We start from the raw sequence: 14,927 nt of genomic DNA, 5'->3' as shown, positions 1-14,927 counted from the left end.
CATTTTGAATTTATTTTTCATACATTTTAGAATAGTATTCTTCAAGCATTCTTTTTACTGAGAAATAATCTTTTGTGGATAATATACTTTCTTTCATCATTGAAATCCATTTGTCTCTATCAGAATAAAAGGTAGGTATAACCTTATGTGTAAGTACTTCATATAAGGCATCTGAATCATGTTTATCAATAAATTCAGTATCATCAGATTCCATTCCATCACCAAATTGCCAACCGTTTATTCCATCCTTACAGGCTTCAGGCCACCAACCATCAAGAATACTTAAATTTAGTACACCGTTCATAGCAGCTTTCATTCCAGAAGTTCCGCTGGCTTCCAAAGGTCTTCTAGGATTATTTAGCCATACATCAGAGCCTTGAGTAAGTATTCTTCCGATTTCCATATCATAATTTTGAAGAAATACTACAGAGTTTGGGTATTTTTTCGAGAAAGAAACAAGTTCTTCAATAATATGTTTACCAGTATCATCAAGCGGGTGGGCCTTACCAGAAAATACTATTTGGATCTTTCCTTCATTTAAAAGAGGATCAATGATGTTGCTATTTTTAAATATTAAATTACTTCTTTTGTAAGGCGCAGCACGTCTTGAAAAACCTATCAAAAGAGAATCTTCTTTAAGCTGAACCCCTGTACGTTCTTTTACAAAAGCCATTAGTTTTTTCTTGTTTTTTATGTGATTGTTCCACAATTCTGTTTTATTAAAATCTTCAGCTGCTTTAATCATATCAGGATCAACCCAGGTTTTTATATGAATTGCATTTGTTATGCCTATTATGTTTGATCTATTTTTTATGTTTTTCCACATATCATTTGCGGTTTCCTTGTGTAATTGAGCAACTGCATTTGAAATCTTGGAAAGTCTTAGGGCACCAACGGTCATGTTAAAAGGAACACCACCAAGACTAGCAAGCTCCTCTATTGTAAAACCATTGTTTGCTCCGATGCTTAGCATTCTCATAATAGAGTGAGATTCGTTACCTTCAATAATTGGAGTATGAGTTGTGAAAACAATTTCTTCTCGAGACTTTTTTACGGCTTCATTAAAAGAAAGACCAGTTTCCATTTTTTCACGTATTAATTCGAAACCAGCAAAAAGAGCGTGACCTTCATTAAAATGATAAATATCTACTTTTATATTTAGAGCTCTTAATGCCTTTATTCCTCCAATACCTAAAACAATTTCTTGTGCAAGTCTTGAATCTTCAAAACCTCCATATAGATTAGCTGTGATCCATCTATTGTCGTTTTCTGGCAAATCCGTATCAAGGAGATATAGAGGAGCCGTGTTGAATTTTTCCAAAAGCCATACTTTACAAGTTACATCTTGATCATATATTTTAACTTTTACTTTAACCTTTGTGTCCTTTAAATGGTTGTAATCATAGTTTTTATAAGAATCATAAACTTTATTGTCTTTGTCAACGAATTGATCAGTGTAGCCTTGTTTCCACTTTATTCCTATACCGATTAATGGATAGTTATAATCTTTAGCACCTTTTAAGTAATCGCCAGCAAGTATACCAAGACCTCCTGCATATGTTCTCATGGAAACATCAATAGCGTATTCCATAGAAAAGTAGGCCACTGTTGGTAAGGTTGATTTATTTGACATGTTAACACATCCTTTTTTAACATATACTTTAATAGTATAATTAGAGAATATATAATATTATTACAATTAAAGTATGATATTATAACAGTAAATTAATTTTTATTTTAAAGGGGATGTGAAGCTATAGTGAAAAATATAAGAATAGTGAGAGATTGCGACATTAAAGAAATTTTAAATATATACAAGCCATTTATAGAAAACACAGCTATAACCTTTGATTATGAGGTACCAAGTATTGAAAGCTTTAAGGATAAAGTTATAGGTATATCTAAGAAATATATTTATCTTGTATGTGAAATTGATGATAAAATTGTAGGATATTCGTATGCTTCAACCTTTAATGAAAGAGCTGCATATGATTGGGCAGTAGATTTATCCATATATGTTGATGATAGATACCAGAAGAGGGGAATAGGAAAAGCTCTTTATTATACTCTAATAGAAATATTAAAACTTCAAGGATATTGTAATATGTATGCGTTAGTTACAGCATCAAATTTAAGAAGTAAAAGCTTTCATGAATATTTTGGTTTTAAACTTTCGGGTACATATCATAAATCAGGATATAAATTTGAAAAATGGCATGATGTTGATGTGTTTGAAAAAATCATAGAAGAGAACTCTAATAGTCCACATAAAATATTAAAAGCAAATGAAGTTAAAGAAACAAATGGATTTAAAAGTATAATTAATACAGGTATTTCTATGATTAAATAAAAAAATTAGAATATATCCTTAAATTTAATAATATATTTAAGGATAGAATTATTCATAGAGGGTATAGGTATGTATTATATTTATCCGTATTTTTCAGATGATAAAAATAGAGCTGTAAATGGTGCAGCAGATTTAGAAGATCAGAAACTTAGTCCACAAAAATTTAGCATAGCATATCCAGTTATAATTACAAAGCAGGATAAAAAAGTAAAAGATAAACTAAATAGTGAAATAATAAATACAGTAAGTGAACTTTTTAAAAAACAAGTACTTTTGCCAGAAATGGTGGATTTTAATGAAGTATTAGGTGTTTATGAAACTATGGTTAATAAGAATTATATTTTAAGTATTCTATTTAGCATCTATACTTATGTAAATATGGCAGCACATGGTCTCACAGTGTATTCAGCACTAACTGTAAATACTGAGACTGCTAAGGTTTATAGCTTTAGTGATTTATTTAACTCTAAAATGGACTATCTAGGATACCTTACAAGAATAGCTGAAAAATATATTAAAGATAATAACATTCAGCTTATAAATGAATATCAGGGTGTTACGAATAATCAAGAATTTTATTTGACCGAGGATAAACTTGTACTTTATTACCAAGTTTACGAATATACACCTTATTATTACGGTATATTTAAAATTCCAATACCATATACAGAAATAAAACCGCTACTATGGCCTATGAGTCCGATAAATAAGCTTATTTAATTGAGAAAGAGTCAAAGATTTGACTCTTTTTATATTTCTATTAAAAAATAATAAATAACAATGTATAATTAAGGTGAAACAATTGTAAATAAGGAGGATTTTATGGAACAAAATATAAATGTTATTGTAGTTGAGGATGATAATGATATAAATAATATGCTTAAGACTATGCTTGAGAAAAAAGACTATAATGTTGTACAAGCTTATTCCGGTACAGAAGCATTATTGCATATTAAAGCTAAAGAATTTCAGCTAATGCTTTTAGATCTAATGCTACCTGGTATGAATGGTGAGGAGCTTTTAAAAAAGGTAAGAGAGATAAGTGCTATACCTATTATTGTAATTTCTGCAAAGCTTTCGAAGGATACAAAGATTAAAGTACTTGAGATGGGTGCAGATGATTATATCACTAAACCCTTTGATATAGAGGAAACCTATGCGAGAATATATTCTAATTTAAGAAGGTATATGAAATTTGAAAGAGATAATATATTAAGTAAAAATATAGCGTTTAAAGATATACTATTAGACAGAGAAGCAAAGGATGTTTCAGTAAGTGGACACAAAATAATACTTACTAACAGAGAATTTAAGATTCTTGAGGTCTTATTATTAAATCAAAAAAAGATATTTTCAAAAGCTAATCTATTTGAAAGTGTGTGGGAGGATGATTATATGGGGGACGATAATACCTTAAACGTACATATCAGTAATTTGAGAAATAAGCTTTTAAAGGCTAATCCAGAAGAAGAATACATAGAAACAATTTGGGGAATGGGATATAAACTTAAGATTTAAGGATTTCTTAAGAATTGCTTTAACTTCTCTTATGTAATGTATTTTATTATTGAACATAAGGAGTGATTTTATGAAAGACACAGTATTAAAAACCGTTAATTTAACGAAAAAATATAAAGATATAAAAGTACTTGATAATGTAAACATAACAATTAGAAAAGGAGATATATACGGATTTATAGGACAAAATGGAGCAGGGAAAACTACATTTATGAAACTAATATCAGGTTTAATAATTAAAAGTAGTGGTGAAATAGAGCTTTTTAGTGAAAAGAATAGTAGAAAAGTCGAAGATGTAAGAAGTAGGATGGGATGCCTTATAGAAACTCCAGCAGTTTATAATTATAGTACAGTATACGAAAATCTAGAAATTAATAGAATTCAAAAAGGAATTCCAGGAAAAGAATCTGTAGACAAGGTACTTAAAATGGTTGATCTTTATGATCAAAGGAAAAAAACAGTTAATAAACTTTCTATGGGGATGAAGCAAAAATTAGGAATAGCTATGGCACTTATTGGAGAACCTGAATTTTTGATTTTAGATGAGCCTATTAATGGACTTGATCCTACTAGTATAATTGAAATAAGAGAACTTTTAAATAAATTGAATAAGGAATTTGGAGTTACTATTTTAATATCAAGTCATATATTAAGCGAGTTATATCAATTTGCAAATGTTTATGGAATAATTCATAAAGGAAAATTAATAGAACAATTAAGTTCAAAGCAATTAGAAGAAAAGTGTCAAAAGTTTTTATACATAAGAACAGATAATTCAGCAAAAGCGTGTTTTAATATAGAAAATATATTAAAAACTCAGAATTACGAAGTTATGCCGAGTAATATTATAAAGCTGTATGAATATTTAGATGAACCAGCTAGAGTTTCATCAGCTCTTCTTAAAAATGGGAGTTTGGTGGAGGAAATCACATTAAAGGGAGATAGTCTTGAGGAGTACTATTCAAAGTTAGTTAGGGGGAATATCAATGTATAATCTTTTAAAAGTTGAGTTTTATAAATTAAAGCATTCTAAGTTTTTTTATATTCTTGTAGGACTTATGTTTTTACAGAGTTTATGCGTTTTAATTCCGCTTAAAGCAAATTATCTTCTAAAGAAAACTGGAGAAAGTATGTTTTTGCAGTCATTTCCTTTGCAGGAGTTTTTAATTAATACATTGCTTATTGGAGCATTTTCTTATTTTGTTACTAAGGAATTTCAATCGGGATATGTAAAAAATTTGATTACTTCAGGTCACAGAAGAATAAATATTGTACTTTCTAAAGCAATAGTATTTTGTGTTGGAGTAGCAATAATAAGCTTTATTTTCCCAATATGTACGCTTGTTATAAATACTATCACAAATAGTTATGGTGGACAGTATAGCTTAGTTTATATATTTCAGTTATCAATAGTTATGATCCTTATGTATTGTGCAATAGGTAGTATTGGAATTCTACTTTCTTTTGTCACAAAAAATGTTGGGGCAGTAATAGTCATATTTTATTTAATGGATATAGCTAATAGATTTGGAACAGCAATGTCACTTAATAATGATACTGTTAAATATTATTACAGTAAAACAATCTTTGATATACCAAATAGATTTGCTGATGGAAAATTAAGCAGTGGAACTATTTTTCAATTGATTTTTATATGTTTAGTAACTTTAATAGTTTGTGTTACTTTAAGTACATTGGCATTAAGAAAAGTTGATATAAAATAGAGTAAAAGGATGATAAAATGATATTTATAGTGTCTATTTGCGTAATTCTTTTAGTAGTTTTAATTATAAGGAATTATTTAATTAGCAGGGAACTTAAGCTAATAACAAATAAACTTAAAGCTATTAATGAAAATTCTAAAAATGAAAATTTAAAGATGAGTTTAGTTAATGAGCAAATTGAAGAACTTTGTAAAGCCATAAATAAAACGTTGGAGGCTAGGAGAATATGTGAGGCGGATAAGAAAAAATCTGAAAATAAGCTTAGAGGAGCAATAGCTGACATGTCACATGATCTTCGAACACCACTTACAGCAATAAAAGGATATATCAATTTCTTAAAAGATGAGAGTTTAGAAGAAAGTAAAAGAAGAGAATATATAGAAATTATAGAAAAAAGATCGACAACGTTAGAAATACTTTTAAATGATTTTTATAGTCTATCGTTGATTGATTCTTTTGATTTTAAGTTGAGTTTGGAAAAAATTAATATAGCTAGAATGGTTCAAGAAGTAATGTTTTCAAGATATGTTGATTTTCAAAATAGAGGCATAGAACCTAAATGCAACATAAGTGAGAATATTTTCATAGCAGCAGATAAAAGGGCAATAGAAAGGGTAATAGATAATTTAATTACCAATGCAATTAAATATTCTAATGATTACATAAATATAGAGCTTAAATGTGAGGGTGATTTTTTACTTTTAGAAGTAGAGAATAATTCTTTGAATTTAGAAGATTGTACAAGTGAAAATATTTTTAATAGATTTTTTATGGCGGATAAAACTAGAAGTGGCAAGGGTACAGGTTTAGGCCTTTCTATTGCAAAGGAACTCACAGAAAAAATGGGTGGAGAGATAAACGCACATATAACAGATGATATAATTGCTGTTAATATTAAATTTAAAAAATTAAAGGTGTAATTAAATCTTGTGATTACAAACTGTTAGGAGTATCGACTAAAAGCTTTCTATGGTATTATATATGGTAGATAAAAAGCTTGGAGGAAATATGGAAAAAAAGAAGTTATTTATGTTTATAAGGTATCTTATCATGTTTTTTATGGTGTTTGGTATTCTTATAGAAGGGAAAAATTTTGATTCAAAAATTATTATTTTAATGCTTGTCTTCATAACAAATAATCAATTAAGAGAGTTTTCATTAAATAAAAATAGTTATCAAATTTTATCTTTTATTTTAGAAGTAGTATTTGTAATTTTGTTTAACTTATGGACAGCAGGATATCTATTTACATATTTAATATTATTGGCTATAGATGCTAATGTGATGTTTAAAAAGAGGTTAGCAACTCCCTTTAATATTATAATAGTTTTAATTGGCGTATATTTTTCACTAAACTATAGTTTAAATTATAAAATAATGAATTTAAGCGTTTCTGTTATTGTAATAGTGGTACTATATTTTACAAGGTATGAAAATGAAAAGAAGATTGAAGCTCAAGATCTTTATGATAGGTTAAGAATATCGGAAGAAAAATTAAAAAAAGCAAATAGAGATTTAGAAATGTATGCTTCTTCTGTGGAAGAGCTTACACTCTTAAGAGAAAGAAACAGAATTTCTCGGGAAATACACGATAGTGTAGGACATTCATTATCAACAATGGTTATTCAGCTTGGAGCAATAGAAAAAATAATAAAAAAATCACCAGAAAAAGCGGAAATACTTACAAAAAATTTAAGAAAATTTACTCAAACGAGTCTTGATGAAGTAAGAGGTGCTGTAAGAGCTATAAAGCCTAAGGAGTTTGAAAAATATGAAGGTATAATTAGCATAGAAGAACTTATAAGTAACTTCAAGAAAATGGCAAACATAGATGTTAGATTAGCTTTTACAAAAGAAAAATGGTCTTTAAATTCAGACCAATCCTTTGTCATATATAGAATAGTTCAAGAATTTTTATCTAACAGTGCAAGGCATGGAAAAGCTTCTAGAGTAGATATAATAATGGCTTTTACAGAACAAAATGTAGTTGTTACCTTGAAAGATAATGGACAAGGTTGTGAAAATATTGCTGAAGGAATTGGAATGAAGAGTATGAGAGAAAGAGTACGAGAAATCGGAGGCTATTTTGAGTATAAAAGTGCACCTAAAGAAGGATTTACTGTAAAAGTGGAATTAGCTAAAAAAGAAAAGCTTAAAGCATATTCTGGAGGGAAAAATAATGAATGATATCAAGGTTTTAATTGTTGATGATGAAAGGCTTGTGGTAGATGGGTTAAAAATAATACTTGAAACCTATGAGGATATAAAAGTTATAGGCACTGCGGCAAATGGTGAGGAGGCACTTAAGGTTTGTAGAGAAAGTAAACCGGATGTGGTTTTAATGGATATAAGAATGCCTAAATGTGATGGCGTTTTAGGAACTAAGTTAATAAAAAAAGAACTTCAAAATATAAAAATACTTATTTTAACTACCTTTAATGATGTTAAATATATTCATGAGGCGCTTAAATATGGGGCATCGGGCTATATATTAAAAGACAGTGATTATGAACTTATTTATGAAGGAATAAAGGCATGTTTTAAAGGAAATGTAGTAATTAATCCAGAGGTGGCCTCTAAAATATTAAGTGAAAATGGTGAATATAATAGGGAGCAAGCGCTAGATGAGGTTAAGCTTAAATACGATTTAAGTGATAAAGAAATAAGTATAATAAGAGAAATTGCTAGTGGTCTGTCAAATAAAGAAATATCGGAAAAGCTTTTTCTTTCAGAAGGTACTATAAAGAATAATATTAGTATTATTTTCTCTAAGTTAAATTTAAGGGATAGAACACAAGTAACAATATTTGCGTTTAAAAACAATATCGTGACTTAAGTAACTTTAAAAAAATAAATTATAATTATAAAATATATATAAGTTATAAAATTCTAATGTATTCTGATTTATAAAGGATTCTAAGGTATAACTTTTTTAGTAGGAATATTTTATAATGTAAGAATTTACTGCGATATATACTTTCTAAGGGAAGTGATTTTTTGGATAATGTAATTAAAGTTTGTAATATCACAAAGAGATTTAATGATAAATTAGTTCTTGACAATATCTCCTTTGAGGTGAAAAAGGGAGATATTTTTGGCTTTATAGGACCTAATGGAGCTGGAAAATCAACACTTATAAATATAATGACGGGGCTTTTAACACCTAATAGTGGAGATATTAAGCTTTATGGACACTCCATTTTAAAAGAACCTGTAGAGGCAAAAAAATTAATAGGTCTTGTGCCACAAGAATTAGCTTTAATGGAGACTTTTTCTGCATTGGATAATCTTATGTATTTTGGAGCATTTTATGGCCTTCATGGGAAAAAATTAAGACAGAGAATTGATGAAGTACTAGAGGTTACAGGATTAAGTGAAAGAAAAAATGATAAGGTAAAAAAGTTTTCTGGTGGAATGAAAAGAAGACTTAATTTAGCAATAGCTATAATACATAATCCGGAAATTCTCATAATGGATGAGCCAACAGTAGGAGTAGATCCACAATCTCGAAATTGCATTTTTGAATACATAAGAAAGGTTAATAAAGAACAAAACACAACTATTATTTATACATCGCATTATATGGAGGAAGTTGAATTGATTTGTAAGGATATATTTATTTTAGATTCAGGAAAAGAGGTTGCTAGAGGGTCTAAACATGAGATAAAAACGCTTTCAAATATGAATGGTACAGTGCAGCTTAAAGTGGATAGCTTTGATGATAGATTTATTTTAAGCTTACAAAAAATAGAAGGTGTAAGAAATGTATTCTTAGAAGACGATGTAATAAAAATTTTAGTTGATGAATGGAAGTTTCAAATTAAAGATTTGTTAGATAAAGTTGTAGAGGAAAATAAAAAAATAATTGATTTTAAAAAGAATGAAGCTTCACTAGAAGAAGTATTTCTTTCTCTTACGGGAAAAAAGTTAAGGGATTAGGTGGATAAATGAAAGCTAGAATTATTAGTATGTTGACTATTAAAGGATTATTTTTAAATTGGAAGCAAATTATTTTAATGTATGTTATTTTTCCTCTTTCGATATGCTTTGTAACGGGTCATTATTCTAAAATGCTTTATACAGCAGATGAAAATAAAATAGATATTACTATAATAGATAAGGATAATGGTAATGCAGCTCAGGATTTCAGGAAGTTCTTTAATAGAGAAGATAATAAAAAGCTTTTTAATGTGACTAAAAAAGGAGATTATATTATAACTCTAAAAAGAGGAAATAGTAAGAGTCCTATTGAGGTACAAGTACAAGAGAAAAGACATGTTTCTGAACACAACGAAAAACTTATAAAAAGTGTTATTGAAAGTTATGGTGAGGAGCTTAAAAATAAAGAGAATTTTAATTATGAAATTATTAGAGATGAGATTATAAAAAATAAAAATGAAATGTCAATTTATGAAGAAGAAGCAGCATCTATTGTGACATATATAATAATAATTATTATTATGAACTGTTCTAAAGCCTATGATTTAGAAAAGCAAAATGGTATGTTCAAAAGAATGATATCTATGCCACTAACTAAAATTAATCTATTTAATTATTATGTTTTAATATATTTTATATATGGTATTGGTACTGGAATTATATATGTACTTGCTTTTATGATAGCTAAACTTGCCTTTTTTAATGTTAACTTTATAAATTTAATTGTGATATTATTAGCTCAAAGTTTAATGATAGCATCAGCCTCAGGATTTTTTAGTGTATTCTTTAAAAAGAATTTATCAACTGTAATTCTTACTACATTACTTTTAATAGAGACTTTACTTGGTGGAGGATTTATTCCTAAAGTTAAATCAGATGCAGTTCTTACAAGCCTTGTGAAATTTGAGCCTTTAAAGTTTGTTTCAGATGCATATAAAGATATAATTATGTATAATTCTTTAAGTTATATTGAAAGAAATCTAATTATTATGTTTTTCGTTTCTCTTGCACTGTATATAATATCTTTAGCTAAGATTAAAATATCCTGGGAGGAATAAAAGGTGAACTTTTTTGTAATAGTGTTAGCAAATTGCAGAAGATACTTAAAGAATTTTAAATATATAGCTTCCATGCTTATAGTACCTATAGTATTAATTGGTTCTGTAACTTTTTTTAGTTCAAATATTATTAATACTGACGATGAAGGTACTGCAATAGTAAATTTAGATAAGGGAAAAAGTAGTAGTGAGTTAGTAAGATATTTAAATGTAAAGAAGGTATTTAATAAAAGGGAAGTAGCAATTAATGAGCTTAAAAGGAATAAATATTCAGTAATATATGAAATTGAAAAAGATTTTACAATTAATATAAAGGGTGGTAAGGTACCAAAGATAATTGCATATAGAATGGATAAATCCAGTGGTAATGAGATCTTTGAAAATGAAATGAAAAATAAAATAAAGAAGATGGTTAAGGGAGAAAACAATAAAAGTAGAGTAATTTTAAAATATAAAGAATATGAAGAATCTATATTCAGTAGTAAAGGAATTGCCTTTTTAATTATCTATTGTATGATGCTATTTTCTATGAATTTTAGTATAGATTTAATTAAATTGAAAAAAGATGGTGTGCTCGAAAGACTTTCGGTTACCAGAAATAAGACATATGTTATAGTATGGGCAATGTATTTAGCAATGTTTATTACTCAAACTTTATTATATACAGCTTCGTTTTTAATAAGCTCTATAATATATAGATATAAAATTGAAAATACAGAAGTTATTATCCTAAATATAGCACTAAGTAGTATTGTATGCATAGGTGTTGTTATAGTAGGTTCAAGAATAGTGAAAAATGATAAGGTAGCATCTACAATGTCGTCAATACTAGCTTTAGTGATGATGTATATAAATATTATAGGGGATGATGCTGTAAATTCTAATATTATTAAGCTTAAGAAATTAACCCCTTTTTATTGGATAATGGATAGTGTAGAAAAAGCTAAGGTATTTCCTAATGTTATTGTAGTTTTACTTATGGCATTGGTTTTGTTTACAGCAGGAGGATTTGGGTACCAAAATTTTTCTGAAAATGAGTAAACGGCTGTACTTAAGAAATAAAAAATTAAGTACAGCCTAATTTTTATGAATTTCTAATATATTTTTCAGCCATAAGAGCAGCTATAGAGCCATCATTTACAGCAGTTGTTAGCTGACGAATTTCCTTTTCACGAACATCACCAGCAGCAAAAACTCCTCTTATATTTGTTTCTAAGTTTTCATTTGTCTTTATATGTCCAAGTGTAGTTAAATCTAAATAATCTTTGAAGAGTTCGGTTTTAGGTGTGGTACCTATATAAACAAAAATTGCATCTGCTTTTAGATTTGTTTTTTCACCTGATTTAGAGTCTTTTAGTACAATATTTTCTATGGAGTTTTCACCATCAACATGCTCTATTTGTGTATTAAACATAAGCTTTACATTAGCATGCTTTAAAAGTTCTTCTTGACTTTTAGCTTCTGCTCTTAATTTTTCAGAACGATGTACTACAGTAAGAGTTTTGGCATATTTGGTTAAAAATATAGCTGCATCCACCGCCGAATTACCACCGCCAACTACAACAATATCTTTTCCGTCATACATTGCACCATCACATAGTTCACAATAATGAATTCCACGACCACGAAGCTTTTTTTCTTCGGGAACAGGAAGAGGTTTACTTTTGGCACCAGTTGCAATTATTACAGACTTAGGTTTATATATTACATTGTTAGTTTCAATTATTTTTTCTTCATTTGCAAATTTTACAGAAAGTATATTATCAAATTCATCTATTACAGCACCAGAGGCTTCAGCATGCTCTTGCATTTTATCAGCAAGTTCAGCACCAGAAATTGAAGCAAAACCGGGAAAGTTCTCTATAGATGGAGTTTCTCTTATTTGTCCTCCAACTAACTCGTTTTCAAGAATTATAAAATTTAATTTAGCTCTAGAGGAATATATACCAGCTGTGAGGCCAGCAGGTCCGGCGCCTATTACAACAAGATCTAAAATTTTTTCTTTCTTCATATATTATTTTTAGTGAGAATATAAAAGCTCACTAAATCCACCTCTTTTCTTTTATAAATGTAATAGTTAATATTAAACAATAACTATTATCAGTATATTTACTATAACATTTTTGTGATTGTAAATCAAGTTAGCGTTATAGTATAGTTATTTACTACAAATTGAAAAAAAATAATATGATTTTGTAGAAACATGAAATGTTTTTGTTTATACTATTATTGGATATAAATTTTGACATTATAATTTTGCTTATTTGTAAGGGGAGAAAAAAATGAATATAAAAAAGACAATTATAATACTATACACAGTACTTAGTGTTTTGGTGTTAGCGTCATGTAAAAGTAGTGATAATAATGTATTGCAGCTAAATTTAAAAAAAGGTAGTAATTATAAAATACATTACACAAATAACTCAAAGCTTAATATTAGAGTAGTTGGTAAAAATATGGGAGTGGAAGATAAGGAAGACATGTATATAACAATTAGTGTTAGAGACATAGATTCAGATGGAAATACTACTTTATCTTATCAATATAAATCCATAAAAGTTAATTATAGTACCTCAGCTGGAAGTATTGATTATGATTCAAAAAGGGGACGTAAAGATCCAAGGGATAGTATATATAAATCTATAATCGGAAAGAATTACACAGTTAAGCTTAATAAAAATGGTAAAGTTTTAAATATAAAAGGTGCTAATAATGTTGTAAATCTTGTAGATTATAATAAATCGTTAAATAAAGAAGAAAAAGAACTGCTTAGAAATAATCTAATAGATAATTTTAGTGATGCTTCTGTTGAAAATTATATAGAGGATGCTATGAATTACATGAATGAAAACAGTGTGAAAAAAGGTGATACATGGCACAGAAAATCAAAGTTAAATAATAGTATTAGTTTAGATGTTTCAAGTAAATATAAGCTTAAAAAAGAAAATGATGATTCGCTTTATATAGTTGAAAATGACAATATAGCAAATAAAAAGGAAGATGAACAGGTAGATTTAAATGGAGCAAAGACCAAGATCGACTTAAATGGTAAAGGTAGCGGAAATATTAGTGTGGATAAAAAAAATGGTTTGATTAAGGAAAGTCAAACTAAGTATAATGTTACTGGAACAATCACTTATATGAAGGATGAAGAAGTTGGAATATTACAGGATATACAATCTCCGATAAATTTTACAGAAGATATAACTTATAAAATAGTACCAAGATAGGTACTATTTTTTAATTGTTTTTTTGAAGTTCTTTAAAAAGGCTTTCCACACCAGCCCCCCAACTTGGATCTTCAGCATAGCTTTTATTTAGCCAATGGAATGGGTCAGTATTTTGGGGTAAATTGCTGCATTCATTTATTATAGTTTTAGCTGCTATTTTTGTTGAATCTTCGATGCTTGTATTATACTCCTTCCAACTGTGGTATACATTGAAGGGATTGTTGGCTATTTGTTTTGCTTTTGGAGCATCTATTGGTACAAAAGCCTGCTCTTGACCAGTTATTGCAAATAGAAGTAGAGGATTTAAGTTGTAGTTTTTACATACTTTTATTATTTTAGAAAAGTAGGGTTCAAAGGCTAATAAAGAATTTTTAGTATTTAAGTAATGTCTAAGATTATTGGTGTTTATAGATTTATATTTAAAATCCGATGGAAGCTTTGAGAAATCATCAGTTATAGTTTTATTAATGACTTTAGAATTGGTGCTTGATTTATTTTTACTTATGTTTTGGGTCTTGGAAATTATAGGATTATATTTAATTATAAATATTGATAGTGATATAACTATAAAAATCATAATTGAGAAAATTAGTGCAATAATGTTTTTATGTAAAGTTTCTGGGGCATTAACTATGGCTGTTGATTCATAGTGACTTTGAGTTTCTAGTTTACTTTGGGGTTCAACTGGAAAATTCAAATTGAAGGCAGCATTAAGCTCAGACTTTGAAAATTCCGTATTTACATGATTAGTAACCCAATTTAAAACGTCTTCAGAATACTCGTAAGAACTATCTTGAAGTGATAGGTATTTATTTAAAATATCAATTAGCTTTATAGAAGATTCACTGGTAGAAGTTATTAATGATTTTATAAGGTCATTTTTTATAGCATTATAATAATCAATTTTTAAACCCTTTATGCTTTTATCAAGGATTTGATGTATTGTATTTGATAGAATTTTTGCTCTTTCATTATTTGAAAAGTTATTATATTTTTTGTGGATATAGCTTTTAAGTGTAATTATATCTTTTTTTGAAAGTACTTCTGTGTTTTCAAGTTCTTTTACTAAAGATTCCATAATGAAAGAAACTCCAATCCTAGTCTACGA

General features: G+C 28.1%; 15 protein-coding genes. 12 read left to right on the top strand and 3 right to left on the bottom strand.

Translation table 11 applies throughout. The features are described from left to right. Window positions 1-10: 10 nt before the first annotated feature. Window positions 11-1,633, bottom strand: a complete 1,623-nt coding sequence (glgP, locus tag CLFE_RS17155) for an alpha-glucan family phosphorylase (RefSeq protein WP_077894119.1) — start codon at window positions 1,631-1,633, stop codon at window positions 11-13. 126 nt (window positions 1,634-1,759) lie between these two features. On the opposite strand from glgP, the gene CLFE_RS17150 reads away from it, so the two are divergent. The 11 genes from CLFE_RS17150 to CLFE_RS17100 all read left to right on the top strand — a co-directional run bounded on the left by CLFE_RS17150 (window position 1,760) and on the right by CLFE_RS17100 (window position 11,630). Continuing rightward, window positions 1,760-2,350, top strand: a complete 591-nt coding sequence (locus CLFE_RS17150) for a GNAT family N-acetyltransferase (RefSeq protein ID WP_077894118.1) — start codon at window positions 1,760-1,762, stop codon at window positions 2,348-2,350. 69 nt (window positions 2,351-2,419) lie between these two features. After that, the gene (locus CLFE_RS17145) at window positions 2,420-3,070 is read left to right on the top strand and encodes a DUF3298 and DUF4163 domain-containing protein (protein WP_077894117.1); all 651 of its coding nucleotides are present in this window, start codon (window positions 2,420-2,422) and stop codon (window positions 3,068-3,070) included. Between the two features lie 102 nt (window positions 3,071-3,172). Then, the gene (locus CLFE_RS17140; protein WP_077894116.1) at window positions 3,173-3,868 is read left to right on the top strand and encodes a response regulator transcription factor; all 696 of its coding nucleotides are present in this window, start codon (window positions 3,173-3,175) and stop codon (window positions 3,866-3,868) included. A 70-nt stretch (window positions 3,869-3,938) separates the two neighbouring features. After that, window positions 3,939-4,862 (top strand): ABC transporter ATP-binding protein, encoded by a 924-nt coding sequence (locus CLFE_RS17135; RefSeq protein WP_077894115.1) that lies wholly within the window; start codon window positions 3,939-3,941, stop codon window positions 4,860-4,862. Next, window positions 4,855-5,592 carry an ABC transporter permease gene (locus CLFE_RS17130; RefSeq protein ID WP_077894114.1) on the top strand — a complete coding sequence of 246 codons (738 nt, stop codon included), beginning with the start codon at window positions 4,855-4,857 and terminating at the stop codon, window positions 5,590-5,592. Before CLFE_RS17135 ends, CLFE_RS17130 begins: the two co-directional genes overlap by 8 nt. 17 nt (window positions 5,593-5,609) lie before the next feature. Further along, complete coding sequence (locus tag CLFE_RS17125; protein ID WP_077894113.1) at window positions 5,610-6,512, top strand: sensor histidine kinase; 903 nt, start codon at window positions 5,610-5,612, stop codon at window positions 6,510-6,512. 88 nt (window positions 6,513-6,600) lie between these two features. Next, window positions 6,601-7,779 carry a sensor histidine kinase gene (locus CLFE_RS17120; protein ID WP_077832510.1) on the top strand — a complete coding sequence of 393 codons (1,179 nt, stop codon included), beginning with the start codon at window positions 6,601-6,603 and terminating at the stop codon, window positions 7,777-7,779. Next, window positions 7,772-8,428: a response regulator transcription factor gene (locus CLFE_RS17115; RefSeq protein WP_077832468.1), complete on the top strand. Its 657-nt coding sequence runs from the start codon at window positions 7,772-7,774 to the stop codon at window positions 8,426-8,428. The genes CLFE_RS17120 and CLFE_RS17115 overlap by 8 nt, the downstream gene beginning before the upstream one ends. A 161-nt stretch (window positions 8,429-8,589) precedes the next feature. Continuing rightward, complete coding sequence (locus CLFE_RS17110; RefSeq protein ID WP_077894112.1) at window positions 8,590-9,531, top strand: ABC transporter ATP-binding protein; 942 nt, start codon at window positions 8,590-8,592, stop codon at window positions 9,529-9,531. An 8-nt stretch (window positions 9,532-9,539) separates the two neighbouring features. Continuing rightward, complete coding sequence (locus tag CLFE_RS17105; protein ID WP_077852089.1) at window positions 9,540-10,589, top strand: ABC transporter permease; 1,050 nt, start codon at window positions 9,540-9,542, stop codon at window positions 10,587-10,589. A gap of 3 nt (window positions 10,590-10,592) precedes the next feature. After that, on the top strand, window positions 10,593-11,630 hold the full coding sequence (locus CLFE_RS17100; protein WP_242951657.1) for an ABC transporter permease: 1,038 nt from the start codon (window positions 10,593-10,595) through the stop codon (window positions 11,628-11,630). Window positions 11,631-11,673: 43 nt separating this feature from the next. Here CLFE_RS17100 and CLFE_RS17095 read toward each other — a convergent pair whose 3' ends face one another. Further along, complete coding sequence (locus CLFE_RS17095; protein ID WP_077894111.1) at window positions 11,674-12,600, bottom strand: NAD(P)/FAD-dependent oxidoreductase; 927 nt, start codon at window positions 12,598-12,600, stop codon at window positions 11,674-11,676. Between the two features lie 271 nt (window positions 12,601-12,871). Between CLFE_RS17095 and CLFE_RS17090 the strand changes: the two genes are divergently transcribed. Continuing rightward, window positions 12,872-13,819, top strand: coding sequence for a DUF6263 family protein (locus tag CLFE_RS17090; protein ID WP_077832464.1), 948 nt, complete (start codon window positions 12,872-12,874; stop codon window positions 13,817-13,819). Between the two features lie 10 nt (window positions 13,820-13,829). Here the strand turns inward: CLFE_RS17090 and CLFE_RS17085 are convergent, their stop codons facing one another. Continuing rightward, window positions 13,830-14,897: a glucosaminidase domain-containing protein gene (locus CLFE_RS17085; protein WP_077894110.1), complete on the bottom strand. Its 1,068-nt coding sequence runs from the start codon at window positions 14,895-14,897 to the stop codon at window positions 13,830-13,832. Between the last annotated feature and the right edge of the window lie 30 nt (window positions 14,898-14,927).

This window comes from Clostridium felsineum DSM 794 (genome assembly GCF_002006355.2).
GTDB lineage: Bacteria > Bacillota > Clostridia > Clostridiales > Clostridiaceae > Clostridium_S > Clostridium_S felsineum.
The sequence above is the reverse complement of the archived record's forward strand: the minus strand, read 5'-3'. Positions and strand labels throughout refer to the sequence as shown.

Coding starts and splice junctions, on each gene's coding strand:
- CLFE_RS17145 (WP_077894117.1), top strand. CDS start 2,420: ATGTATTATATTTATCCGTATTTTTCAGATGATAAAAATAGAGCTGTA.
- CLFE_RS17140 (WP_077894116.1), top strand. CDS start 3,173: ATGGAACAAAATATAAATGTTATTGTAGTTGAGGATGATAATGATATA.
- CLFE_RS17095 (WP_077894111.1), bottom strand. CDS start 12,600: ATGAAGAAAGAAAAAATTTTAGATCTTGTTGTAATAGGCGCCGGACCT.
- CLFE_RS17120 (WP_077832510.1), top strand. CDS start 6,601: ATGGAAAAAAAGAAGTTATTTATGTTTATAAGGTATCTTATCATGTTT.
- CLFE_RS17105 (WP_077852089.1), top strand. CDS start 9,540: ATGAAAGCTAGAATTATTAGTATGTTGACTATTAAAGGATTATTTTTA.
- CLFE_RS17090 (WP_077832464.1), top strand. CDS start 12,872: ATGAATATAAAAAAGACAATTATAATACTATACACAGTACTTAGTGTT.
- glgP (WP_077894119.1), bottom strand. CDS start 1,633: ATGTCAAATAAATCAACCTTACCAACAGTGGCCTACTTTTCTATGGAA.
- CLFE_RS17085 (WP_077894110.1), bottom strand. CDS start 14,897: ATGGAATCTTTAGTAAAAGAACTTGAAAACACAGAAGTACTTTCAAAA.
- CLFE_RS17115 (WP_077832468.1), top strand. CDS start 7,772: ATGAATGATATCAAGGTTTTAATTGTTGATGATGAAAGGCTTGTGGTA.
- CLFE_RS17135 (WP_077894115.1), top strand. CDS start 3,939: ATGAAAGACACAGTATTAAAAACCGTTAATTTAACGAAAAAATATAAA.
- CLFE_RS17125 (WP_077894113.1), top strand. CDS start 5,610: ATGATATTTATAGTGTCTATTTGCGTAATTCTTTTAGTAGTTTTAATT.
- CLFE_RS17130 (WP_077894114.1), top strand. CDS start 4,855: ATGTATAATCTTTTAAAAGTTGAGTTTTATAAATTAAAGCATTCTAAG.